Annotated in this window: 21 protein-coding genes and 1 riboswitch; of the genes, 10 read left to right on the top strand and 11 right to left on the bottom strand. The window is 70.6% G+C overall.

Features of this window, described 5'->3' with window-relative positions; translation table 11 throughout:
• Positions 1–151: 151 nt before the first annotated feature.
• The 3 genes from AB0J12_RS18525 to AB0J12_RS18535 are packed head-to-tail and all read right to left on the bottom strand — an operon-like array spanning position 152 to position 2,163.
• The gene (locus tag AB0J12_RS18525) at positions 152–1,291 is read right to left on the bottom strand and encodes a cystathionine gamma-lyase (protein ID WP_363265357.1); all 1,140 of its coding nucleotides are present in this window, start codon (positions 1,289–1,291) and stop codon (positions 152–154) included.
• Positions 1,288–1,779: a low molecular weight protein-tyrosine-phosphatase gene (locus AB0J12_RS18530; RefSeq protein ID WP_363265358.1), complete on the bottom strand. Its 492-nt coding sequence runs from the start codon at positions 1,777–1,779 to the stop codon at positions 1,288–1,290. The genes AB0J12_RS18525 and AB0J12_RS18530 overlap by 4 nt, the downstream gene beginning before the upstream one ends.
• A gap of 6 nt (positions 1,780–1,785) precedes the next feature.
• Complete coding sequence (locus AB0J12_RS18535; protein WP_363265359.1) at positions 1,786–2,163, bottom strand: phage holin family protein; 378 nt, start codon at positions 2,161–2,163, stop codon at positions 1,786–1,788.
• A 57-nt stretch (positions 2,164–2,220) separates the two neighbouring features.
• Between AB0J12_RS18535 and AB0J12_RS18540 the strand changes: the two genes are divergently transcribed.
• The 4 genes from AB0J12_RS18540 to AB0J12_RS18555 all read left to right on the top strand — a co-directional run bounded on the left by AB0J12_RS18540 (position 2,221) and on the right by AB0J12_RS18555 (position 4,515).
• Positions 2,221–2,538: a cupin domain-containing protein gene (locus AB0J12_RS18540; protein ID WP_361630332.1), complete on the top strand. Its 318-nt coding sequence runs from the start codon at positions 2,221–2,223 to the stop codon at positions 2,536–2,538.
• A 159-nt stretch (positions 2,539–2,697) separates the two neighbouring features.
• Entirely contained in the window at positions 2,698–2,910 is a 213-nt protein-coding gene (locus AB0J12_RS18545; RefSeq protein ID WP_363265360.1) for a DUF5326 family protein, read from the top strand.
• A 332-nt stretch (positions 2,911–3,242) separates the two neighbouring features.
• On the top strand, positions 3,243–3,968 hold the full coding sequence (locus AB0J12_RS18550; protein WP_363265413.1) for an IclR family transcriptional regulator C-terminal domain-containing protein: 726 nt from the start codon (positions 3,243–3,245) through the stop codon (positions 3,966–3,968).
• A 100-nt stretch (positions 3,969–4,068) separates the two neighbouring features.
• Positions 4,069–4,515 carry an SsgA family sporulation/cell division regulator gene (locus AB0J12_RS18555; protein WP_363265361.1) on the top strand — a complete coding sequence of 149 codons (447 nt, stop codon included), beginning with the start codon at positions 4,069–4,071 and terminating at the stop codon, positions 4,513–4,515.
• 106 nt (positions 4,516–4,621) lie between these two features.
• Here the strand turns inward: AB0J12_RS18555 and AB0J12_RS18560 are convergent, their stop codons facing one another.
• Positions 4,622–6,160 (bottom strand): YibE/F family protein, encoded by a 1,539-nt coding sequence (locus tag AB0J12_RS18560; protein ID WP_363265362.1) that lies wholly within the window; start codon positions 6,158–6,160, stop codon positions 4,622–4,624.
• A gap of 71 nt (positions 6,161–6,231) precedes the next feature.
• A riboswitch (TPP riboswitch) is annotated at positions 6,232–6,409 on the top strand.
• On the opposite strand from AB0J12_RS18560, the gene thiC reads away from it, so the two are divergent.
• A complete protein-coding gene (thiC, locus tag AB0J12_RS18565; RefSeq protein WP_363265363.1) occupies positions 6,402–8,186 on the top strand; it encodes a phosphomethylpyrimidine synthase ThiC in 1,785 nt (594 codons plus the stop codon). Its footprint overlaps the riboswitch before it by 8 nt.
• A gap of 257 nt (positions 8,187–8,443) precedes the next feature.
• Here the strand turns inward: thiC and AB0J12_RS18570 are convergent, their stop codons facing one another.
• The 3 genes from AB0J12_RS18570 to AB0J12_RS18580 all read right to left on the bottom strand — a co-directional run bounded on the left by AB0J12_RS18570 (position 8,444) and on the right by AB0J12_RS18580 (position 12,067).
• Complete coding sequence (locus AB0J12_RS18570) at positions 8,444–9,313, bottom strand: hypothetical protein (RefSeq protein WP_363265364.1); 870 nt, start codon at positions 9,311–9,313, stop codon at positions 8,444–8,446.
• 216 nt (positions 9,314–9,529) lie between these two features.
• A complete protein-coding gene (locus AB0J12_RS18575; RefSeq protein ID WP_363265365.1) occupies positions 9,530–10,630 on the bottom strand; it encodes a metallophosphoesterase in 1,101 nt (366 codons plus the stop codon).
• 321 nt (positions 10,631–10,951) lie between these two features.
• The gene (locus tag AB0J12_RS18580; protein WP_363265366.1) at positions 10,952–12,067 is read right to left on the bottom strand and encodes a LacI family DNA-binding transcriptional regulator; all 1,116 of its coding nucleotides are present in this window, start codon (positions 12,065–12,067) and stop codon (positions 10,952–10,954) included.
• A 468-nt stretch (positions 12,068–12,535) separates the two neighbouring features.
• Here AB0J12_RS18580 and hisC point away from each other — a divergent pair, with 468 nt between their 5' ends.
• Complete coding sequence (gene hisC, locus AB0J12_RS18585) at positions 12,536–13,615, top strand: histidinol-phosphate transaminase (protein ID WP_363265367.1); 1,080 nt, start codon at positions 12,536–12,538, stop codon at positions 13,613–13,615.
• Positions 13,616–13,797: 182 nt separating this feature from the next.
• Here the strand turns inward: hisC and AB0J12_RS18590 are convergent, their stop codons facing one another.
• Complete coding sequence (locus AB0J12_RS18590) at positions 13,798–14,193, bottom strand: cyclophilin-like fold protein (protein ID WP_363265368.1); 396 nt, start codon at positions 14,191–14,193, stop codon at positions 13,798–13,800.
• 209 nt (positions 14,194–14,402) lie between these two features.
• Between AB0J12_RS18590 and AB0J12_RS18595 the strand changes: the two genes are divergently transcribed.
• The 4 genes from AB0J12_RS18595 (at position 14,403) to AB0J12_RS18610 (ending at position 21,783) form a co-directional block, all read left to right on the top strand.
• A complete protein-coding gene (locus AB0J12_RS18595; RefSeq protein ID WP_363265369.1) occupies positions 14,403–15,911 on the top strand; it encodes a cytochrome ubiquinol oxidase subunit I in 1,509 nt (502 codons plus the stop codon).
• A gap of 20 nt (positions 15,912–15,931) precedes the next feature.
• Positions 15,932–16,936 carry a cytochrome d ubiquinol oxidase subunit II gene (gene cydB / locus AB0J12_RS18600; RefSeq protein WP_363265370.1) on the top strand — a complete coding sequence of 335 codons (1,005 nt, stop codon included), beginning with the start codon at positions 15,932–15,934 and terminating at the stop codon, positions 16,934–16,936.
• Between the two features lie 12 nt (positions 16,937–16,948).
• Entirely contained in the window at positions 16,949–20,575 is a 3,627-nt protein-coding gene (gene cydD, locus AB0J12_RS18605; RefSeq protein WP_363265371.1) for a thiol reductant ABC exporter subunit CydD, read from the top strand.
• Between the two features lie 152 nt (positions 20,576–20,727).
• A complete protein-coding gene (locus AB0J12_RS18610) occupies positions 20,728–21,783 on the top strand; it encodes a peptidoglycan DD-metalloendopeptidase family protein (protein ID WP_363265372.1) in 1,056 nt (351 codons plus the stop codon).
• Between the two features lie 26 nt (positions 21,784–21,809).
• On the opposite strand, the gene AB0J12_RS18615 is transcribed toward AB0J12_RS18610, so the two are convergent.
• The 3 genes from AB0J12_RS18615 to AB0J12_RS18625 form a co-directional block, all read right to left on the bottom strand.
• The gene (locus AB0J12_RS18615; protein WP_363265373.1) at positions 21,810–22,697 is read right to left on the bottom strand and encodes an HAD hydrolase family protein; all 888 of its coding nucleotides are present in this window, start codon (positions 22,695–22,697) and stop codon (positions 21,810–21,812) included.
• Between the two features lie 182 nt (positions 22,698–22,879).
• Positions 22,880–23,791, bottom strand: a complete 912-nt coding sequence (locus AB0J12_RS18620) for an LLM class flavin-dependent oxidoreductase (RefSeq protein WP_363265374.1) — start codon at positions 23,789–23,791, stop codon at positions 22,880–22,882.
• Between the two features lie 66 nt (positions 23,792–23,857).
• Entirely contained in the window at positions 23,858–24,421 is a 564-nt protein-coding gene (locus AB0J12_RS18625) for an RNA 2'-phosphotransferase (RefSeq protein WP_363265375.1), read from the bottom strand.
• Positions 24,422–24,426: the final 5 nt, after the last annotated feature.

Below are 24,426 nucleotides of genomic sequence, written 5' to 3' on the forward strand. Positions count from 1 at the left end.
CGCTACCGTGATTGGACACTGACAGGGAGTCAACTAGCCTGGTGCGCGCGGTTCTTGGCCTGTGGAACCGCGGACGGTCCGAGCCACGAGGGGGGAGGTTCGGACCGTCCGTCGCGGAGAGCCGGACACCGTATCCGCGTCCGTGAGCGGGTCAGCCGGCCGACTCCTTGAGGGCGCGCAGCAGATCGGCCACCAGGTCCTCGGGGTCCTCCGCACCCACCGACAGCCGGATGAAGCCCTCCGGCACCGCGTCTCCACCCCACCGGCCACGCCGCTCGGCGGTGGAGCGCACCCCGCCGAAGCTGGTGGCGTCGTCCACCAGCCGCAGCGCGTCCAGGAAACGGTCGGCACGGGCGCGCGTGGGCAGCGTGAAGGAGACGACGCACCCGAAGCGCCGCATCTGCCGGCAGGCGACCTTGTGCGACGGATCGCCGGGCAGTCCCGGATAGCGCAGTCCGGTGATGTCCGGGTGCTCCCGCAGCGCCTCGGCCACCTGCAGTGCCGTGGCGTTCTGCCGGTCGACGCGCAGCCCGAGCGTGGCCAGGGAGCGGTGCGCCAGCCAGGCCTCCATGGGCCCGGGGATCGCCCCGACGATCTTGCGCCAGCGCCGCACGTCGGTCATGGCCTCGCGACCGCGGCCGGCGACGTACCCGAGCAGGATGTCGCCGTGCCCGGTGAGCTGCTTCGTCCCGCTGGCCACCGCGAAGTCGGCGCCCAGCTCCAGCGGGCGCTGCCCGAGCGGCGTGGCGAGCGTGTTGTCGACGGCGACAAGGGCGCCACGCGCGTGCGCCGCCTCGACCAGCCGCCGGATGTCGCACACGTCGAGACCGGGGTTGGACGGCGACTCGATCCACAGCAGCCGCGCGCCGTCGAGCACCTCCAGCTGCGCGTCGCCGCCGGTCGGCGCGGTGCGCACCTCGACGCCGAACGCCTCCAGCTGGGTGCGGACCAGGGGCAGTGCCTGGTAGCCGTCACTGGGCAGCACGACCGCGTCCCCGGTGCGCAGCTGGGAGAACAGCACCGCGGAGATCGCCGCCATCCCGGAGGCGAACACCAGCGTCTCCACGCCGTCCTCGCCCGGCGCCTCCAGCTCGCCGATGGCCCGCTCCAGCAGCGTCCACGTGGGGTTCTCGTCACGCCCATAGGTGTACGGCCCCGTGGGATCGCCCGGCAGATGGAAGTGGGCCGCGAAGACCGGGCCCGGCAGCGTCGGTTCGTGCTTGACCGGTTCGGGCAGTCCCGCCCGCACCGCGCGGGTGCCGTCGCCCCGACCCTCGTCCGCGTCGCTCATGCCGCCCGTCCTTCCATCCGCTCACGTACCGCGGCGAGCAGTCCGTCGCTCGCCGCCTCCACCATCTCAAGGCACTCCTCGAAGCCGTCCATGCCCCCGTAGTACGGGTCGGGTACGTCCAGATCGGCGCCTGCGGCGGGGTCGTAGGAGCGCAGGAGCCGTACCTTCGCCGCGTCCTGCTCGGTGGGCGCGAGACGGCGCAGCGCCCTCAGGTGCCCGGCGTCCAGGGCGATCACCAGGTCGAGCCGTGCGAACCAGGACGGCTGGAACTGCCGCGCCGTGTGGTCGCCGTCGTACCCGGACTCCCGCAGGACGGCGACCGTGCGCGGGTCTGCGCCGTCGCCCTCGTGCCAGCCGCCCGTGCCGGCACTGTCGACCTCGACGAGACCGCCGAGACCCGCCTCCTCCACGCGGGCGCGGAAGACGGACTCGGCCATCGGGGAGCGGCAGATGTTGCCGGTGCAGACGAAGCAGACGCGGTAGCTCATGGCGCCTCAGTCCTCGTCGGGCAGCACGACGTGCAGGGCCCAGGACACGATCGAGATGATCAGGCCGCCCAGGACGGCCGTCCAGAAGCCCTCGACATGGAAGCTCAGGTCGGCCTTGCCGCACACCCACGAGGTCAGCAGCAGCATCAGCGCGTTGACGACCAGGGTGAACAAGCCGAGCGTGAGGATGAACAGGGGGAAGGTCAGCACCTTCACGACCGGCTTGACCAGGAAGTTCACCAGGCCGAAGACCAGGGCGACGACGATCAGCGTGCCGGCCTTCTTGCCGGTGCTCGATCCGGTCAGAGTGATCTTGTCAAGCAACCACACGGCGACCAGCAGGGCGCCCGCGTTGGCGATCGTCTTGACTACGAAATTCTTCATGTGTCTGATCGTGGCAGACGGACACGGCCAGGAGCAGAGGCGAGGGCGAACAAGACGATGAAGGCATTCCGGCTGGACGAACTGGAGGCGGAACGGGCCGCCAACGAAGGCGCCTACCTGCAGTTCCTGCGCGAGCGGAACATGTCCGTCGGCCTGTACGCGCTCAACGCGGGCGAGCACGACCCGCAAAAGCCGCACAACCAGGACGAGGTCTACTTCGTCGTCAGCGGCCGCGCCGCGATCACCGTCGGCCTGGAGACGACGGAGGTGGCACGCGGCAGCGTGGTGTACGTGCCAGCCGGGGTCGCCCACAAGTTCCATCACATCAGCGAGGACCTGCGCGTTCTCGTGGTGTTCTCCCCGCCGGAGGGCTGAGGGGACCGCCTTCTTCCTCCGGGTTCCCTAGGGGACGGGTCAGGGGAGGACCGGGGGTGCGAGGCCCCCGCCTGCTCCTCCCCGGCCCTAGCATCGAGTGCAGGACATCCAGGAGAGTCCGGCACCCGTCAACGGGCCGGTGAGGAAAGGGCGAAGACGATGCGAGAGATTTTCGCGGGACTGCCGTGGTGGGTGAAGTGGGTCGCGGTGCCGGTCATCGCCCTCGTCGTGTTCGGCGGTGTGATTGCCACGGTCGTCGGTTTCGTGATCGGGCTGCTCTTCAAGCTGCTGGTCTTCGTCGCCCTGATCGCCGGTCTCATCTACATCGTGCGGAAGTTCACCGCCGGATCGTCCTCGCGCAGCGACTGGTAGGGGCCCGCGGCCGGTGATCGCCGAGGGAATCGCCGGTTCCCTCGGGGGAGGGAACTTTTCCGGACAGCCATTCTGTCCACGGCGGCGGACGGTTAGAGTCCGGAATCCGACGCGGGGCCGATCCCCCGCGCATGGCGGACACCCCCGCACCCGTGTTCCCGCACGGGCTCCCCCTCGCGCTTCGGGAGTGACCCTTGGCCACGGTTGACACCGCATCCGCAGAGCCGCACCCGCCCCCTGCCCGGCCCTGCTCGACCGCGCCCCCGCTGCAGCGGCCCGCCGCCACGCCCGGTACCGAGCAGCCTCCGGCCGCGACGACGCTCATCAGTTCCGTGCAGCGCGCCATGCGTCTGCTGGAAGCCGTCGCCGAACACCCCTACGGCGCCCCCGCCAAACAACTGGCCCGGGAGACCGGCCTCGCCCTGCCCACCGCCTACCACCTGCTGCGCACTCTGGTGCACGAGGGCTATCTCTGCCGGGAGAAGGGCCTGTTCTTCCTCGGTGAGTCAGCCGAACGGCTGGGCAGCAGCGGAGCGGAGCAGAAACGTCGCAGCACGATCGTGGACACACTCGCACAGTGGCGCGATTCGATCGGTGTGCCGGTGTATTACGCCATGTACCGCGAGGGCGAGATCGAGGTCATGTGCGTTTCGGACACGCCCGGCAACCCGGCGGTCGAGGAGTGGGCCGACTTCCGTGAGACGGGACACGCCCACGCCATCGGGCAGTGCCTGCTCTCCCAGTTGGACGAGGGCGCCCGCCGCGACCACCTCGCGCGCTACCCGGCGCAGGCCATCACCCCGTACACGGTGTGTGACAACCATGCCCTGCTGCGGCGGCTGGAGCGGCTGCGGCGGATGGAGCCGGTGATCGAGCGGCAGGAGTACGCCCTGGGCACGGTGTGTGCGGCGGTGCCGATCACGGTGGGCACCACGGCCGCGACGATGGCCATCTCGCTGCCCGCGCACCAGGCCGATCGGCTGCTGCCCGCGGCGCGGAAGCTGCAGGACGAGATCGGGCGCCTGCTGGGCTCGCTGGCCCTGTCTATCAGTATCTGAAAACTCACTCCTTGTGATCTCACGTGCACGTTCAGCAAGATGCCTCCAGTGTCAAGGGGTTCATTCCCAGCCAGTCGACGGCAAGTGACGGGGTAGGCGAATGCGCGAGTCCGTGCAGGCAGTACAGGCAGAGGTCATGATGAGCTTTCTCGTCTCCGAGGAGCTCTCGTTCCGCATCCCGGTGGAACTGCGCTACGAGGCCTGTGATCCCTACGCCGTACGGCTGACTTTCCACCTTCCCGGGGACGCGCCGGTGACCTGGGCGTTCGGCCGTGAGCTGCTGCTCGACGGGGTGGGGCGGCCGTGCGGGGAGGGCGATGTCCGTATCGCACCGGTCGAAGCCGACACGCTGGGCGAGGTGCTGATCCGGCTCCAGGTCGGTTGCGACCAGGCGCTGTTCCGTTCGTCGGCGCCACCGATCGTGGCGTTCCTGGACCGCACCGACAAGCTGGTGCCGCTCGGCCAGGAGGGCGCGCTCGCCGATTTCGATGCCCATCTGGAGGAGGCGCTCGACCGCATCCTCGCGGAGGAGCAGAGCGCGGGCTGATACGTCACGTCACCGATGGCGTAACGGTTCACCACTGCTGGGCGGGGATGTGCAGGAACGCTTCTGCAGTCGTTCGGCCGGTACGGCGAAGGTGCCGGCCGGTGTCTCAGTGCTTGCGGCGCCGTCCCCGGCCGCCGCGCCCCGCGGGCACCGGGATCGAGCCGGTGGCGGTGCCACCGCCGAGGTCCTGGCCGGCCGGTGCCGGACCCGGACGGTCGGCGGCCACCACCAGGGCCGCGAGCGCCGTGGTGACCGGTACCGAGGCGACCAGGCCGATCGATCCCACCAGTGTGCGCACGATCTCCTCCGCGACCAGCTCACTGTTGGCGACGGTGCCCACGCTGCTCTGTGCGATGGAGAAGAGCAGCAGCAACGGCAACGCGGCACCGGCGTAGGCGAGGACCAGGGTGTTGACGACCGACGCGATGTGGTCGCGGCCGATCCGGATGCCCGCCCGGTACAGCCCGCGCCAGCCCATCGACGGGTTGGCCTCGTGCAGCTCCCAGACGGCGGAGGTCTGGGTGACCGTCACGTCGTCGAGCACGCCCAGCGATCCGATGATGACGCCGGCGAGCAGCAGACCGCTCATGTCGATGGACGGGTACAGGCCGTGGATCAGGCCGGTGTTGTCGTCCGTGTTGCCGGTCAGCGCGGCCCAGCCAATGAACAGCGAACCGAGGACGCCGATCAGCAGCAGGGAGATCAGGGTGCCGAGCACCGCCACGGACGTCCGGGCCGACAGCCCGTGGCACAGATACAGGGCGATGAGCATGATCGCACTGGAGCCCACGACGGCGACGACCAACGGGTTCTGGCCCTGCAGGACCGCCGGCAGGATGAAGAAGTTCAGCACCATGAAGCTGATGGCCAGCGCGACGAGCGCCATCACCCCGCGCAGCCGCCCGACGACGATGACGGCGAGCGCGAAGATGCCGGCCAGCAGGGCCATCGGGAAGCGCCGGTCGACGTCCGTGACCGAGTACTGCAGGTCCCTCGGCGCCGAGGGCTCGTAGGCGACCACGACCTTCTCGCCCTGGTGCAGCTGCCGCGTCTGGTCCGGCTGCACGATCTCGGTGAACGTCCGGCCCGTGTCCTTGCCCGAGTCGACCCGGACGGTGGCCTTCTTGCAGGCGGCGGACGCCTGTTGCTGGGCCGAGGAGCCCTCCGCGGTGGATGTGTCGCCGGTCGGCGTGCCACCGGAGGCGTTGACCGCCTTGCAGCTCACCTCGACCACCTGGGTGACCGTGGCCTGCTGGGTCTGCCGGTCGAAGCCGACACCGGTGCGCTGGTGGGACGGGGCACCCCCGGGCCACAGCACGCCAAGACCCACGACCACCGCTACGGCGAACGGGATGAGGATCGCCGCGATGACCTTGCGCAGATGCCGGGAGACAGGAGCAGCGGGCCCGTGACTGTGACTGTGCCCATGCCCGCCTCCCGCAGAGTGCTGGGCACCGTGCCCGCCTCCCGTGGCATGGGTGGCACCGTGACCGTGGCCGCCACCGGGCGCGCGCCGATGCCCGTGCCCGGACCCTGATGCGTGCCCCTGCGCATGCCCGTCCTCGACGTCCTGGCCGTGGCCTGTCGTGCCCTGGCCGCGGGGCGGCTCGGACGGCGGATACGGGGGCTGGTGTGTGGTGGTCACCGACCGATCATCGCAAGAACGACAGGGGCCCCCTGTTCACCGCGCCCGAATTGACGCTAGCGTGGAGGCACCTTTGCACACGCGGGAGCTCGGAGCACCGGGCTGAGAGGGCGCTGACCTCCGTCTTTGCGATGTTTCACGTGGGACACACGGTGTTCCGCGCGAAATGTCGGCAGACGGTGACCGCTGCGTCGACCGCCGAACCTGTTACCGGGTAATGCCGGCGTAGGGAGTAGGTCTCATGACCAACAAGGACGCACGCACGCCTGCCTCCGTTCAGAGCGAGACGGCTCAGGAGGCCGGGAAGTCCATCGGCTGGCACAAGGCATACGTCGAGGGTTCGCGCCCCGACCTGCGGGTGCCGGTCCGTCAGGTGCACCTCACCAACGGGAAGTCGGTCACGCTGTACGACACATCCGGCCCGTATACCGATCCGCTCGTCGACACCGATGTGCGCAGGGGCCTGTCACCGCTGCGGGAGAACTGGATCATCGCCCGTGGCGACACCGAGGAGTACGCGGGCCGCCCCGTCCGTCCCGAGGACGACGGGGTCAAGCACACCTCGCCGCGCGGAGGCCTGCGCAACCTCGACGCGGTCTTCCCCGGACGTCCGCGCCAGCCTCGTCGCGGCCGTGACGGCCAGGCGGTCACCCAGCTCGCGTACGCCCGCCGGGGTGAGATCACGCCCGAGATGGAGTTCGTGGCCCTGCGGGAGAACGTCTCGCCCGAGGTGGTCCGCGAGGAGATCGCGGCGGGCCGCGCCGTACTGCCGGCCAACGTCAACCATCCGGAGATCGAGCCGATGATCATCGGCAAGCGGTTCCTGGTGAAGGTCAACGCCAACATCGGCAACTCCGCGGTGACTTCCTCCATCGAGGAGGAGGTCGAGAAGATGACGTGGGCGACCCGTTGGGGCGCCGACACGGTCATGGACCTCTCCACGGGCCGCAACATCCACACCACCCGTGAGTGGGTGCTGCGCAACTCCCCCGTCCCCATCGGCACGGTGCCGCTCTACCAGGCACTGGAGAAGGTCGACGGCAGGGCCGAGGAACTGACCTGGGAGATCTACAAGGACACGGTCATCGAGCAGGCCGAGCAGGGCGTGGACTACATGACGGTCCACGCGGGCGTGCGCCTGGCGTATGTGCCGCTCACCGCCAACCGCAAGACGGGCATCGTCTCGCGCGGCGGCTCGATCATGGCCGCGTGGTGCCTCGCCCATCACAAGGAATCGTTCCTGTACGAGCACTTCGAGGAGCTGTGCGAGATCCTCGCCGCCTACGACGTGACGTACTCCCTCGGTGACGGCCTCAGGCCCGGCTCCATCGCGGACGCCAACGACGAGGCGCAGTTCGCGGAGCTCCGCACGCTCGGGGAACTCAACACGATCGCCAAGCGTTTCAACGTACAGACCATGATCGAGGGCCCGGGACACGTCCCGATGCACAAGATCAAGGAGAACATCGACCTTCAGCAGGAGATCTGCGATGAAGCTCCGTTCTATACGCTCGGCCCGCTGACCACGGACGTCGCGCCGGCGTACGACCACATCACCTCCGGCATCGGCGCCGCGATGATCGCCTGGTGGGGCACGGCGATGCTCTGCTACGTCACGCCCAAGGAGCACCTGGGCCTGCCCAACCGGGACGACGTCAAGACCGGCGTCATCACCTACAAGATCGCCGCTCACGCGGCCGATCTCGCCAAGGGGCACCCGGGTGCGCAGGAGTGGGACGACGCGTTGTCCGACGCCCGGTTCGAGTTCCGGTGGGAGGACCAGTTCAACCTCGCCCTGGACCCGGACACGGCGCGGGAGTTCCACGACGAGACCCTGCCGGCCGAACCGGCCAAGACGGCACACTTCTGCTCGATGTGCGGGCCGAAGTTCTGCTCGATGAAGATCTCGCAGGACATCCGCCGTGAGCACGGCGGCAGCAAGGCCGAGATCGAGGCCGGGATGGCGGAGAAGTCGCGGGAGTTCGCGGCGGCGGGCAACCGCGTGTATCTGCCGATCGCGGACTGACGCGGGCCGCGGGCGGTACTCCGTGTCTGGCGTGCACGGAGTACCGCTCATCCGGCTCCAGTCGTTGGGTGACGTGCTGATCAGTGGCCGTAGGTGATCAGTCGTATGGCCTGAGCCGAGAGTCCCCTGGGCGTAGGGCACTTCAGGGACCCGGACGTGCCTGCGCCGGGTCGGCTCGAGAAGTCCCGAGGACAAGGACACCGATCACTCGCTCGGACCGTCCTGTTGATGGACGGTGCGGGGCGCGCACCGGCGGTTCACTCCGGCTGGTGCTCCGGCCCGCCGAAATCGGGGCTGCTGAAGTCGGGGCTCGTGAAGCTCGGGCGCGGGCCGGCGGCGGGGCCGTCGTCGGGGCTGGTGAATCCCGGCCGGTCATAACCCAGGCGTGGCATGCGGCTGGACGGCACCGACGGGGAGACGGGGTGGGCCGGCGTCGTTCCGGGATCGGCCAGGGCGTCGCGCAGGAACGGCACGATCCCGCGTTCCAGCAGGGCTTCATGCCAGGCGTCGCGCGCCTGGGTCAGCTCCTGGGGAGGTTCGCCGTGGGCGCCGAGGTCGAGCGAGGGACGGTTGCGCAGGGCCGTGAGCAGCAGTCCGACCGTGGCGACGAGGATCGCGGCCGCCGTCAGCGCGCCGAAGACCCATCCGGCGGTCAGCATGGTCCGGGCGAAGGCCGGCTCGGGGTCGAGCATCTTCAGGACGTAGCCCACGAGCAGGAATATCGCGGCGGCGGTGCCGGCGAGGACGGGTGCGAGGACGGCGACCACGGCGACGGCGCCCGCGCCGGTGCTCTCGGCCATCTCACCCATGGTGGCGGCGAGCCCCATCGGGGCGCTGCCGGCGTCGGAGGATGCGGAGGGGCGCTCGGCTGTCGGGGCGGCGGCCGGGGCCGGACGGCGCAGCTCCTCGCGGACCTTGACGTAGTGCTGGTACTCGGCGGCGGCGGAGGCGGTGATGAGGGAGATGGCGCTGAGCGCCATGGCGCGCAGCTGTTCGAGGGTGAGCCGTTGGCCGACGGCGGACAGTTCCGGACGGTGTGCTGCGGAGCGCAGCGCCTCATCGAGGATCCGTTCGTAGTCCTGACGGTCCTCGCTCAGCAGGTGCTGCGGAACGCTGTTCATGTGCATCCCCCGATGCTCCGTAGGGCTTGGGGCTCGCATGGCGACGAGCCGTCGGGCAGAAACGGAGGGGAGCCTGCTACGGATAAGGCGATGGTAGAGCGGCGACGGCTCGAGGTGACAGGGGGTTTCGACAAATTGCCGAGGGGCCCGGTGTGTTGAGCTGATCCGGGCCGGGTGCCGGCCGTGGGTCAGAACGGTCCGAAGGGTGGCGCGTGGGAACGCTCAGCCGCCCAGCGGGAGTTCCTGGACCAGCAGTTTTCCTGCCATCGTCACGCCGCCGTCCATGGCGATGGCGAGTCCGTCGGCATAGACGTGCGGGCCCTCGACGAGCGGGCCGGCGCTGTCCTCGCCCTCCTCGGAGCCGACATCGCCCAGCAGGTACGGGATCGGGCTGTGGCCGTGAACGATGCGGGTGCCGCCGTACGTATCGAGCAGCGAGCGCACGGCGTCGGCGCCGCCCTCGTCGCGGAAGGAGAAGCGCTTGGTGAACTTGCGGAACATGTCCCAGCACTCGTCCGCGTCGTTTCGGGTCAGCGTCTCGCGGACGGTGTCGTTGACCGCCTCGATCGAGTCGCCGTAGTCGAGGTAGGCGGTGGTGTCGGAGTGCACGAGCAGATAGCCGTCGACCTCCTCCACGGCGTCCAGGCGGGCCATCCACTGCAGGTGGTGGTCCAGGAGGCGGTCCATGTCGGTCTTCTGGCCGCCGTTGAGCAGCCAGGCCGCCTGGAAGGTGGCGGTGCCCGCGCCGGAGTTGACGGGCGTGTCGCCGAACCGCTTGGCGCCGAGCAGCAGCAGTTCGTGGTTGCCCATCAGGGCCTTGCAGTAGCCGCCGGCCGCCGCGGCCTCCGCGGACAGGCGCATGACCAGGTCGATGACCCCGATGCCGTCGGGTCCGCGGTCGGTGAAGTCGCCGAGGAACCACAACCGGGCGGTGCCCGCGCACCACTGGCCCGCCGCGTCGATCAGCCCCTTCTCCTGCAGGGCGGCGATCAGCTCGTCCAGATAGCCGTGCACGTCGCCCACGACGAAGAGGGGGCCGGGGGCGGGCTGCGCCGCGGCCGGGACGGGCGCGACGGCCGGGTCGACGGTCACCTGCACGGTGTCCCCGCGGTTGATGACCGGCAGATCGCGCTCGGTGGGCGTGTAGCCCTCGGGCGCCTGCAGCGGGTCCTCGACGGGCGGTACGCCCTCGCCGGGGTGGGCACCGTGGCCGAACGGACCGGTCTCATGGACGTACGCGGGCACGCGGAAGTCGCGCAACGTCGCCGTCCGCTCCACCTCGGGTCCCTGACCGGCCCCCTGAGTCATCGACCCCTCCACCATCGCGCCGCATCTGCACCGCTTCGGACTGCCTGGTCGCAGCGGCCCGCGGTGTCGTGGGCCCATCATAGGAATGCGGATCGTGCCGTGTGATGACCCAGGGGTGGTGAATCGGAACAAGACTCCTGTTCACTGCGGCTTTTCGCCCCGTTTGGGAAGGGCTTTCCCACCTGAGCCCCTCCGACGTGACGACGCCGCGGGGGCGATACGCCTTCGTCGCCACCCCTGCGTCCACCGGGTTCCCCCTCCGGCGCACGCGCCGCGCCACCATCCCTGTCGGGGGCGCGGTGGACCACCCGTACGAGGCGCATCCGGTCTCCGGTGCTACCCGTCACCCTCCGGGGTGCGCGGCGGGCTGACCGTCGTGCGCTGCTGGCGGCGCTGGGAGGACGTGCGGATGATCAGCTCGGTCGGTATCACCTGCTCGACCGGCTGGTCGGACTCCACGCCCTCGATGGCGTCGATGAGCAACTGCACCACGGCCGTGCCGATACGGCGGGGTTTGAGCGACAGGGTCGTGATGGGTGGTTCGGTACTGGCGTACACGGTGGACTCGCTGCAGCACACCAGCAGCAGGTCCTCGGGCACGCGCAGCCCGTAACGGCGGGCGGCGGCGAGCAGATCGGTGCCGTTGGGGTCGAAGAGGCCGTAGACGGCGTCGGGGCGGTCGGGCCGGGCGAGGAGCCGGTCGGCGGCGACTGCGCCCGCGCACGGGTCGTGCGCCGGGTAGGCCTCGTAGACCGGATCCTGTCCGACCCGCTCACACCAGCGCAGGTAGGCGGTGGTCGACAGGTGGGTGTACGTGTCGGTCGTGGTCCCGGTCAGCAGGCCGATGCGGCGGGCGCCGGCGTCGGCGAGATGATCGAGGATGTTGAGGACGGCGGCCTCGTGATCGTTGTCGACCCAGGCGGTGACGGGCAGGGAGTCGACGGGGCGGCCGTCGGACACCACCGGTAAACCCTGCCGGACCAGTTCCGTGACCACGGGGTCCTGGTCGGAGGGGTCGATGACGACGGTGCCGTCCAGGGCCACGTTGGACCACACGTCGTGGCGGGAGGTCGCGGGCAGGATGACCAGCGCGTAACCGCGGGCGAGCGCGGCGGAGGTGGCGGCGCGGGCCATCTCGGCGAAGTAGGCGAACTCGGTGAAGGTGAAAGGTTCATCCCCGTACGTCGTCACGGTCAGACCGATGAGGCCCGACTTGCCGGTACGGAGGGTGCGGGCGGCGGCGGAAGGCCGGTATCCCAGCCGGTCGGCGACCTCGCGGACGTGGCGCCGGGTCGCGTCCGGGAGGCGGCCCTTGCCGTTCAGGGCGTCGGAGACGGTCGTGATGGAGACTCCGGCGGCGGCGGCCACGTCTCTGATGCCCGCCCGACCCGGCCGGCTTCCTCGGCGTGAGGTTTCCGCGCGGCTCACCTGGTGCTTCCCTGCTGCTGTCATGGCGAGGTGATAGTAGGGCTCATGACGTGGGGTAGTGCGGACGCATATGCACGCGTTGACAGGCACGTTTCTGCATGGCAGCAGAGGGTCAAGTGCCTAAGAAAACAAGGAAGTTGACCGTTTTTCCAGCAAGACGTGACGCATCGGCGCGGATAGGCCTGTCAAGCACCCGATGTTTCGAAGAGGTCTCAACTCACCTTGACGAGGGATGCGCGCCACGGCGTGAGCTACCGGCGCATAGATATATGTGCGGCGCGCCCCCACCTCGTACGCCCGCGCCGGACCCTTCGTGCGTCTTCCTGTGTTGTTGCCCGTGATGCCCCTGGGACCTGGGGGGCGGCGCTCCCGTGGCCCGTGGCGCACGAGGTCCTGCAGACCGGTACGCAGCGCGGCCCAATCCTCATAAGGTGAGCAGTATTGGAAGCTGGCGGCGGTGACGGGCCGCCGGCTGTCGCGAGGAGGACTGCGGTGAGCGAGACGAGCCCGAAGCTGCGCGCCGAGCTGGAGGGTATTCCCACCTACAAGCCGGGCAAGCCCGCCGCGGCGGACGGCCCGGTGGCCTACAAGCTGTCCTCCAACGAGAACCCCTATCCGCCGCTTCCCGGCGTGATGGAGCGTGTCACCGCCGCCGCCTGCAACTTCAACCGTTACCCGGACATGGCCTGCACGGGCCTGATGAGCGAGCTGTCCGAGCGCTTCGGTGTCCCGCTCTCCCATGTGGCGACCGGCACCGGCTCGGTGGGTGTGGCCCAGCAGCTGATCCAGGCGACCTCCGGCCCCGGCGACGAGGTGATCTACGCGTGGCGCTCCTTCGAGGCGTACCCGATCATCACGCAGATCAGCGGGGCGCGTTCGGTGCAGGTGCCGCTGACCGAGGGCGATGTGCACGACCTGGACGCCATGGCGGACGCGATCACCGACCGGACCCGGCTGATCTTCGTCTGCAACCCGAACAACCCCACCGGCACGGTGGTGCGGCGGGCCGAGCTGGAGCGCTTCCTGGACCGGGTGCCCAGCGACGTGCTGGTGGTGCTGGACGAGGCGTACCGGGAGTTCATCCGCGACCCCGAGGTGCCCGACGGCGTGGAGATCTACCGGGAGCGGCCGAACGTCTGCGTGCTGCGCACCTTCTCCAAGGCATACGGCCTCGCCGGGCTGCGGGTCGGTTTCGCGATCGCCCATGAGCCGGTCGCGGCGGCGCTGCGCAAGACGGCGGTGCCGTTCGGCGTGAGCCAGCTGGCCCAGGAGGCGGCGATCGCCTCGCTGCAGGCGGAGGACGAGCTCCTCGGCCGGGTCGGCTCGCTGGTGTGCGAGCGCACCAGGGTGGTCGACGCGCTGCGGGCACAGGGCTGGACGGTGCCCGAGACCCAGGCCAACTTCGTGTGGCTGCGGCTGGGCGAGCGCACGGTCGCCTTCGCGGAGGCGTGTGAGCAGGCCGGCGTGGTCGTCCGGCCGTTCGCGGGTGAAGGGGTGCGGGTCACGGTCGGGGAGACCGAGGCCAACGACATCTTCGTGAAGGTGGCGGAGAACTTCCGCAAGGAGCTGTAGAGCTCCCACAGCGGAGCCGGAGAGCCTCGAGGGCAGGTACCGAAGGGGCCTTGAGGGGCAGGTGCCGAAAGGCTCCGTGGGCAGGTCACGCCGGGTGGCGCCACGGGTGCGGCCGCGGCTTGAGTGAGCTGTCCGTTGTCGAAGACGGGGTGGTCGAGGACTGGGTCAGCCGATGGGCTGGGTCAGTCCTCGATCAGTTCCAGGCGGATGGGGTCGCCGTCGCGCACTGTGGCGAGTGCTCGGGCGTCCCCGTCCAGGCGTCCCATCACATTGCACGGGCTGGCCAGGCGGCACTCGTCACCCCGCGAGATCGGCGTCGGCCCGTAGGGGAGGGCGAGCGCGTCGCCGTCCGTCCAGAAGGCCACGGTGCCCGGCTCGACGACCTGCTGGGCCGTGGTTTCACGTGAAACCGACACCCCGGTGTCGAAGTAGACCTCCTCGCCCCAGGTGCGGGCGACGGAGGCGAGGGGCAGGGCCTTGGCGAGGGCCTGCGTGCTGGCGGTGTCGTCGAGGGTCGCGGTGAGGTGTCCCGCGGGCCAGGAGATCCGGATCCGAGTCGTGGTGCTGTGCTTCTGCATGGCGCGCAATTCAACACAATGTTGAACTCGCTGCCAAGAGCCTGCCGCGGCGGTCAAGGGGGACCCCCCTTCGAAAGTCGAAAATCGGTGCGTCATAATGGCTTGTGAATGTGAATGCATTCACAAGCGTGTCCCGTTGCTCCCACGTTGTCTCTGACAAACAGGAGCGAACGGCTGCCGTACCACGGCGAGGTAAGGAGACTGACGACGTGGACCTGGCTTTGGCGCCGGAGACCCTGGCGCGCTGGCAGTTCGGCATCACCACCGTCTACCACTTCCTGTTCGTCCCGCTGACGATCTCTCTCGCCGCGCTCACGGCCGGGTTGCAGACCGCCTGGGTGCGCACGGAGAAGGAGAAGTACCTCAGGGCCACCAAGTTCTGGGGCAAGCTCTTTCTGATCAACATCGCGATGGGGGTCGTCACCGGCATCGTGCAGGAGTTCCAGTTCGGCATGAACTGGTCGGACTACTCCCGCTTCGTCGGTGACATCTTCGGCGCGCCCCTCGCCTTCGAGGCACTGATCGCCTTCTTCTTCGAGTCGACCTTCATCGGCCTGTGGATCTTCGGCTGGGACAAGCTGCCGAAGAAGATCCACCTGGCCTGCATCTGGATGGTCTCGATCGGCACGATCCTGTCGGCGTACTTCATCCTCGCCGCGAACTCCTGGATGCAGCACCCGGTCGGTTACCGCATCAACAAGGAGAAGGGCCGGGCCGAACTGACCGACTTCTGGGCCGTGCTGACCCAGAACACCGCGCTCAGCCAGGCCTTCCACACCCTCTCCGCGGCCTTCCTGACCGGCGGCGCCTTCATGGTCGGCATCGCGGCCTACCACCTGACCCGCAAGAAGCACATCCGCGAGATGAAGACATCGCTGCGGCTCGGCCTGATCACCGTGGTCATCGCCGGCCTGCTCACCGCGGTCAGCGGCGACACCCTCGGCAAGGTCATGTTCAAGCAGCAGCCGATGAAGATGGCCGCTGCCGAGGCGCTGTGGGACGGGCAGAAGCCGGCCCCGTTCTCGGTCTTCGCCTACGGCGACGTGGAGAAGGGCCACAACAGCGTGGCCATCGAGATCCCCGGCCTGCTGTCCTTCCTGGCCAACGACGACTTCACCTCGTACGTCCCCGGCATCAACGACGTCAACAAGGCCGAGCAGCAGAAGTTCGGACCCGGTGACTACCGGCCCAACATCCCCGTCACCTTCTGGGGCTTCCGCTGGATGATCGGCTTCGGCATGACGTCCTTCGCGCTCGGCATCGCCGGACTGTGGCTGACCCGCAAGAAGTTCATGCTGCCGCACGCCTTCAGGGTCGGCGAGGACGAGGTGCCACACCTGGTCCTGTTCAAGAACAAGGCGCTCAGCCCGAAGCTCACCACCTGGTTCTGGCGCATCGCGATCTGGACCCTGGCCTTCCCGCTGATCGCCAACTCCTGGGGCTGGATCTTCACCGAGATGGGCCGCCAGCCGTGGGTCGTCTACGGCGTCCTGCAGACCCGTGACGCGGTCTCCCCCGGCGTCTCCCAGGGCGAGGTCATCACCTCGATGTCCGTCTTCGGTGCCCTGTACGCGATCCTCGCCGTCATCGAGGTGAAGCTGCTCGTCAAGTACGTCAAGGCCGGCCCGCCCGAGCTGACCGAGGACGACCTGAATCCGCCCACGACGATCGGCGGCGACTCCCGGGACGCCGACAAGCCGATGGCCTTCTCGTACTAGGCCGAGGGAGCTGCACAGACATGGAACTGCACGACGTCTGGTTCGTCCTGATCGCCGTCCTGTGGACCGGCTACTTCTTCCTGGAGGGCTTCGACTTCGGGGTCGGCGTCCTCACCAAGCTGCTCGCCCGCAACCGGGCGGAGAAGCGGGTGCTGATCAACACCATCGGCCCGGTCTGGGACGGCAACGAGGTGTGGCTGCTCTCGGCGGGCGGCGCCACCTTCGCGGCCTTCCCCGAGTGGTACGCCACCCTCTTCTCCGGCTTCTATCTGCCGCTGCTGGTGATCCTGGTCTGCCTGATCGTCCGCGGTGTCGCCTTCGAGTACCGCGCGAAGCGGCCCGAGGAGAACTGGCAGCGCAACTGGGAGGCGGCGATCTTCTGGTGCTCGCTCATCCCCGCGTTCCTGTGGGGCGTGGCCTTCGGCAACATCGTGCACGGTGTGAAGATCGACAAGAATCTGGAGTACGTCGGGAACCTCGGCGACCTGCTCAACCCGTACGCCCTGCTCGGCGGCCTGGTGACGCTGACGCTGTTCACCTTCCACGGGGCGGTGTTCACGGCGCTGAAGACCGTCGGCGAGATCCGGCAGCGCGCGCGCAAGCTGGCCCTCAAGGTCGGCCTCGTCACCGCCGTCCTCGCGCTGGCCTTCCTGGGCTGGACGCAGGCCGACGGCGGTGACGGCAAGAGCCTGGTCGCGCTGGTGGTCGCCGTAGCGGCGCTGGTCGCGGCTCTGGTGGCGAACCAGGCCGGGCGGGAAGGCTGGTCATTCGCCCTGTCCGGGGTGACCATCGTGGCCGCCGTGGCCATGCTGTTCCTGACGCTGTTCCCGAACGTCATGCCGTCCACGCTGAACCCGCACTGGAGCCTGACGGTCACCAACGCCTCGTCGAGCCCCTACACCCTGAAGATCATGACCTGGTGCGCGGCGATCGCCACGCCGATCGTGCTGCTCTACCAGGCCTGGACCTACTGGGTCTTCCGCAAGCGGATCGGCACCCAGCACATCGCCGAACCCGCGCACTGAGGTGTGTTTCACGTGAAACCAATCGATCCGCGTCTGCTCCGGTACGCCCGGGCCACCCGCCGCTTCCTTCTGGCGGTGGTCGGCCTGGGCGCCCTGGGGGCGGTGCTGGTCATCGCCCAGGCGATGCTCATCGCCGAGACGGTCGTCGGCGCGTTCCAGCACGGCATGCCGGTGTCCGCGCTGCGCACTCCCCTGCTGCTGTTGGTGGCCGTCGCCGGTGGCCGCGCCCTGGTCTCCTGGCTCACCGAACTCGCCGCCCACCGGGCGAGCGCGGCGGTGAAGTCCGAGCTGCGGGGCCGGCTGCTGGAGCGGGCCGCACAGCTCGGGCCGGGCTGGCTGAGCGGCCGGCGGACCGGATCGCTGGTCACCCTCGCCACGCGCGGTATCGACGCGCTGGACGACTACTTCTCGCGCTATCTGCCGCAGCTGGGGCTCGCGGTGGCGGTGCCTGTCGCCGTGCTGGCGCGGATCGTCACCGAGGACTGGGTGTCGGCGGCCATCATCGTCGCCACCCTGCCGCTCATCCCCGTCTTCATGATGCTGATCGGCTGGGCGACCCAGTCCCGGATGGACCGGCAGTGGCGGCTGCTGTCCCGGCTGTCCGGGCACTTCCTCGACGTCGTCGCCGGGCTGCCCACACTGAAGGTGTTCGGACGGGCCAAGGCCCAGGCCGACTCCATCCGGCGGATCACCGGCGAGTACCGCCAGGCGACCCTGCGCACCCTGCGCATTGCCTTCCTGTCCTCCTTCGCCCTGGAGCTGCTGTCCACGCTGTCCGTGGCCCTGGTCGCGGTCACGATCGGGATGCGGCTCGTCCACGGCGAGATGACGCTCTACGACGGTCTGGTCGTCCTGGTGCTCGCGCCCGAGGCGTATCTGCCCCTGCGGCAGGTGGGCGCCCAGTACCACGCGGCCGCTGAAGGGCTGGCGGCTGCGGAGGAGATCTTCGCCGTACTCGAGACTCCGCTGCCGGAGGCGGGCACCGAGGCCGTACCCGCCGGAGGCATTGCCTTCGACGGGGTCTCCGTGCGCTACCCCGGCCGCTCCGCGGACGCGGTGACGGACGTCTCCTTCGCCGTGGAACCGGGGGAGACGGTCGCCCTGGTCGGGCCCAGCGGGGCGGGCAAGTCGACCCTGCTGCACCTCCTGCTGGGCTTCGTCAGGCCGGTCGGCGGGCGGGTGCGGATCGGGGGAGCCGACCTCGCCGACCTCGACCTGGAGCAGTGGAGGACGCGGATCGCCTGGGTGCCGCAGCGGCCGCAGCTGTTCGCCGGGACGGTCGCCGAAAACGTCCGGCTGGCCCGCCCGGATGCCGACGACGCCGCCGTGCGGCAGGCCCTCGCCGACGCGGGGGCGCTGGGCTTCGTGGACGCGCTGCCCCACGGGCTCGGCACGCTGCTGGGCGAGGACGGGGCCGGGTTGTCCGCCGGGCAGCGGCAGCGACTCGCGCTGGCCCGGGCGTTCCTCGCAGACCGCCCGGTGCTGCTGCTCGACGAGCCGACGGCCGCACTCGACGGACGGACCGAGGCAGAGGTCGTCGCGACCGTTCGCCGCCTCGCCGTGGGACGCACGGTGCTGCTCGTCGTCCACCGGCCTGCCCTGCTGGAGATCGCGGACCGGGTCGTGCGGCTGGAGGACACGGATGGCGCGGTGCGGCTGGAGGCTGCCGCCGAGCCCGCCGCACGCGTGGCGAGGGGCGAGGAGAGCGGCGTGGCGGACCTCCCGCACGCGGCGGACCTCCCGCACGCGGTGGACCTCCCGCACGCGGTGGACCTCCCGCACGTGGTGGACCTCCCGCACGTGGTGGACACCTCGCCCCCGGTGGACATCCCGCAAGCGGTGGTCGAGGCACACCCGGCCGACCCCGGTGCCGAGCCCACGACCAGCCGGGGGAGCGTGCTCACCCGCGTCCGCGCGATGTCCGGGGCCCGGCGCGGACGGCTGCTGCTCGCGCTGCTCCTCGGCAGCCTCGCGCTGGGCAGTGCCGTCGGTCTCATGGCCACCTCCGGCTGGCTGATCTCCCGGGCCTCCCAGCAGCCGCCCGTGCTGTATCTGATGGTCGCCGTGACGGCGACCCGCGCCTTCGGAATCGGCCGGGCGGTATTCCGCTACGCGGAGCGCCTGGTGTCGCACGACGCGGTGCTGCGCATGCTCGCCGACACCCGGGTCGCGGTCTACCGGCGCCTGGAGCGGCTCGCGCCCGCGGGACTGCGCGCCCGGCGCCGGGGCGATCTGCTGGCCCGGCTCGTCGGTGATGTCGACGCGCTGCAGGACTACTGGCTGCGCTGGCTGCTGCCCGCCGGGGCCGCCGCGCTCGTGTCGGCCGCCGCGGTCGGCTTCACGGCCTGGCTGCTGCCGGAGGCCGGTGCGGTGCTCGCCGCCGGCCTCCTCGCGGCCGGCGTGGGCGTCCCGGCGCTCACCGGAGCCGTCGCCCGCCACGCCGAACGCCGGCTCGCGCCCGCCCGAGGGGAGCTGGCCACCCGGGTCACCGACGTGCTCACCGGCACCGCGGAACTCACCGTCGCCGGTGCCCTGCCCGCCCGCACCGCCGAGGCCGCCCGCGCCGACCGGACGCTCACCTCGATCGCTGCCCGCGGCGCCGGCGCCACCGCACTCGGTGACGGGCTCACCGCGTTGCTGTCCGGGCTGACGGTTGCCGCCTCCGCCCTGGTCGGCGCCCAGGCCGTCGCCGCCGGACGGCTCAGCGGCGTCGCCATGGCCGTCGTCGTGCTGACGCCGCTGGCCGCGTTCGAGGCCGTGACGTCGCTGCCGCTCGCCGTGCAGTACCGGCAGCGGGTGCGCGAGAGTGCCGAGCGCGTGTACGACGTACTGGACTCCCCCGCGCCCGTTCAGGAGCCGGAGCGGCCGCTCGCGGCTCCCACCACGCCGTTCCCGGTCGTCCTGAAGGGCCTGACCGCCCGTTACCCGGGCCGGCACCGGGACGCCCTCGCCGGTGTCGACCTCACCCTGGAGCCCGGACGCCGGGTCGCCGTGGTGGGGCCGTCCGGATCCGGCAAGACGACCCTCGCGCAGGTCCTGCTGCGCTTCCTGGACCCGGCGGCCGGGTCGTACACGCTGGCCGGTGCGGACGCCCGCGCGCTCGACGGTGACGACGTGCGCCGTTTCGCCGGGCTGTGCGCCCAGGACGCGCACCTCTTCGACAGCTCCGTGCGCGAGAACCTCCTGCTGGCGAAGAAGGACGCCTCGGAGGCCGACCTGCGCGGTGCCCTGGCCCGGGCCCGGCTCCTCACCTGGGCGGAGAGCCTGCCCGACGGTCTCGACACGCTGATCGGCGAGCACGGCGCCCGGTTGTCCGGCGGGCAGCGGCAGCGTCTGGCCCTGGCCCGTGCCCTGCTCGCCGACTTCCCCGTCCTCGTCCTGGACGAGCCCGCCGAGCACTTGGACCTGCCGACCGCCGACGCCCTCACCGCTGACCTGCTGGCCGCCACCGAGGGCCGTACGACGCTGCTCGTCACGCACCGGCTCGCCGGTCTGGACGCCGTCGACGAGGTGATCGTGCTGGACCAGGGGCGCATCGTGCAGCGCGGCCCCTACGCGCGGCTGGCCGCCGAGGAGGGGCCGCTGCGGCGCATGGCCGCCCGGGAGGCGGAGGCGGAACTGCTGGTGGGAGCGCGCTGAGGACACCCGGGCCGCATCTGGAGCGGCCAGGTACGGGTCCGCGGTGCGACACGCCGACAGGTGCTCTTTCGTACCCATCCGCGGGACACCTCTCCCCCAGTCGTACGACTCGGACAGGACCGCGTGGGCCGTCCCGCGCGACGATCGCCGGTATGCGCTCACTTCGCCGTCGCCCGCTGCTCGTCGCGGTCCTGCTCGGCACGCTGGCGGTGCTCGCGGCGGCCCCCGCACCGGACGACGGCGAGCCCGGCGACGGCACCGCTGCCGGCGTCAGCGCCGAGGTGGCGCGGCTCTATCAGGACGCGGCCGCGGCGACCCAGCGGTACGAGCAGGGCCGCCGGGAGGCCGACGCCCAGCGCGTGCGGGCCCTGCGCGCCGAGGGCCTGCTGGAGCGGCAGCGGCAGCAGCTGGGTGTGTTGCACAAGGACCTGGGCCGCATCGCGCGGGCCCAGTACCGCTCCGGCGGCGGACTGCCGATGACCGCGCGGCTCCTCCTGGCCGACCACCCCGAGGAGGCGTTGCGCGGACAGCACGCCTTCGCCCGGGTCCAGGGGACCGTGACCCGCGCGATCGACCGGAACCGCCGGGCCGAGGCCCGGCTGAGCGCCGACGAGGCCAGGGCGGCCGCCGGCTGGCAGGCGCTGGAGCAGCGCACCGCCGAACTCGCCGTGCTGAAGAAGGGCATCGAGGCGAAGCTGGAGGACGCCCGGACCCGGCTGCAGGGACAGGCCGACGCGTCCGTCGCGGCGGGCAGCTGCCGCGGTGCCGTCCGTCTCGACCAGCCGCCGCTCGACGGCACGCGCGCGTGGGTCGCGCCGGTGGAGACGTACCAGCTGTCCGCGGGCTTCGGCAGCGACGGCTCGCACTGGGCGCACCGGCACACCGGGCAGGACTTCGCGGTGCCGATCGGCACACCTGTGCGGGCGGTGGGCGCGGGACGGGTGGTGCGGGTGGCCTGCGGTGGCGCCTTCGGCATCGAGATCGTGCTCCAGCACCCCGGCGGCTACTACACGCAGTACGGCCATCTGGCCGCCGTCGGCGTCGACGCGGGGCAGCAGGTGCTGGCGGGGCAGTGGATCGGCCAGTCCGGCACGTCCGGCAACTCGACCGGACCCCACCTGCACTTCGAGGTGCGGATCACACCCGACATGGGTGCGGCGCTGGACCCGCTGCCGTGGCTGGCCGAGCGCGGAGTGCGGGTGGGCTGACGGCCGGCGGTGCCGAGCGGCGGGGCTCAGCCGTGCTCGGCCAGCAGCCGCTCTATCACGACGGCCACCCCGTCGTCGTTGTTGGCGACCGTTCGTCCCGAGGCCGCGGCTATCACGTCCGGGTGGGCGTTGCCCATGGCGTACGACCGACCGGCCCAGGTGAGCATCTCGACGTCGTTGGGCATGTCCCCGAAGGCGACGACCTCCTCGTGCGAGATGCCGCGCTCGGCGCAGCACAGGGCGAGGGTGCTGGCCTTGGAGACGTCCGGGCCGCTGATCTCCAGCAGGGCGCTGGGGCTGGACCGGGTGACGTTGGCACGCTCGCCGATCGCCAGCCGGGCGAGGGTGAGGAAGGCGTCCGGCTCGATCGAGGGGTGGTAGGCCAGGATCTTCAGTACCGGTTCGTCGGGCAGCGGGCCGTCCGGTCCGAGCAGCTCCTCGGCGGACAGGAGGACGTCGGGCACCTCCATGTGCAGCTTCGGGTAGTCCGGTTCCTGGTTGAAGCCGTAGGTCTGCTCGATGGCGTACACGGTGCCCGGTGCCGCGTCGCGCAGCAGGCGTACGGCGTCCAGCGCGTTCTCCCGGGCCAGCTCGCGCACCTTCACGAAGCGGTGGGCGCCGGGGCCGCCGTGCAGGTCGACCACGGCGGCGCCGTTGCCGCAGATCGCCAGGCCGTGGCCGTGGACGTGGTCGCTGACGACGTCCATCCAGCGGGCCGGGCGGCCGGTGACGAAGAAGACCTCGATGCCCGCGGCCTCGGCGGCGGCGAGGGCGGCGACTGTGCGCGGCGACACCGACTTGTCGTCGCGCAGCAGGGTTCCGTCGAGATCGGTGGCGATCAACCGCGGCGGGAGAGCGGAGGCCGGGGTCTCGGGCTGTCGAGTCGCTGAGGTCACCGGGCCATTGTCCCGCATATGCCCGCACGACCGTGCGGCACTGTGCACATCTGAGGGCATCTGAGGGTTTCCCCCATGCCGGGCCACCACGGTCGGGTCACCCGCGACCGAGTCACCCGCGGCCGGGTCACCCCCAGCCGGGTCACCCCACGCTCGCGTCACCCACGGCCGTGTGTGCCCCGCCCGCGTCTCCGGCCTCGTCACCCCAGCTGCGCGAGCCCCTCCATGGCGATGTCCTCGAAGACCTTCTCGTCCGCCGCGAAGTCCGAGTCGGGGATCGGCCAGTGGAGGACGATCTCGGTGAACCCCAGCTCCCGGTGGCGCCCGGCGAAGTCCACGAAGGCGTCCAGCGACTCCAGCGGACGGCTGCGATCCGGGGTGAAGCCGGTCAGCAGGACCTTGTCCATCCCGGCCACGTCCCGCCCGATGGCCGCGCAGGCCTCGGACAGCTTCTGCAGCTGACCGCGCAGGGCCTGGACCGACTGCTCGGGGGTGCCGTTCTCATACAGCTTCGGGTCGCCGGTGGTCACCCAGGCCTGCCCGTGGCGTGCGGCGAGCTTCAGCCCGCGCGGGCCGGTCGCGGCCACCGCGAAGGGCAGCCGGGGGCCCTGCACACAGCCGGGGATGTTGCGCGCCTCACGCGCCGAGTAGAAGGTCCCCTCGTACGTGACCGCGTCCTCGGTGAGGAGGCGGTCCAGCAGCGGCACGAACTCGGCGAACCGGTCGGCGCGCTCCCGCGGCGTCCACGGCTCCTGGCCCTCCTGCAGCAGGGTCATGGCGTCGAAGCCGTTGCCGCCCGCTCCGATGCCCAGGGTGATCCGGCCACCGGAGATGTCGTCCAGGGAGATCAACTCCTTGGCGAGGGTCACCGGGTGCCGGAAGTTCGGCGAGGTCACCAGCGTTCCCAGCCGCATCCGGTCGGTGACCGACGCGGCCGCCGTCAGGGTCGGCACGGCACCGAACCACGGCCCGTCCCGGAAGCTGCGCCAGGAGAGGTGGTCGTAGGTGTACGCGGTGTGGAAGCCGAGCTGCTCGGCCCGCGTCCAGGACGAACGGCCGCCTTGGTGCCAGCGGCGGTGGGGGAGGATCACGGTGCTCAGGCGCAGACTCATAACCCCCGAGGGTAGGCGCACACCCGTGTTTCACGTGAAACGATCACCGCGGGGCACCGCCGGATGTCAGTGCCTCTCGGGAAAGCGCAGGTAGCGCGCGGGAACGGCCCGGGTCAGCCACACCCCGTTGGCGCTGACGTGGAAGACATGGCCGTCGCGGTGCATGGCGCCGGCGTCGACCGACAGCACGACGGGTCTGCCGCGGCGTGCGCCCACACGCGTGGCGGTCTCCCGGTCGGCCGAGAGGTGCACATCGTGCCGGTTCATGGGCCGCAGCCCCTCGGCGCGGATGGCATCGAGGTAGCGGATGACCGTGCCGTGGTAGAGGTACGGCGGAGGGGTCACCGGGGACAGGCCCAGGTCCACGTCGACGCTGTGACCCTGGCTGGCGCGGATCCGTCCGCCCTCGATCGCGAAGCGCTGCTTGTCGTTGGCGGCGACGACGTGTTCCAGTTCCTTGCGGGTGATCGGAAAGCCATGCTCGGCCGCGGCGGCCAGGAGCGCGTCGATCTCGGCCCAGCCGCCCTCGTCCAGCACCAGCCCGATGCGGTCCGGCTGGTGTCGCAGATGTTTCGACAGGTACTTCGACACCCGCACGACGCGCCTGTCGCCCGTGTCGTTTTTGTTCATGTCGT

Origin of the sequence: Streptomyces sp. NPDC049915 (genome assembly GCF_040656475.1) — a bacterium.
In the GTDB taxonomy this organism is placed as follows: domain Bacteria; phylum Actinomycetota; class Actinomycetes; order Streptomycetales; family Streptomycetaceae; genus Streptomyces.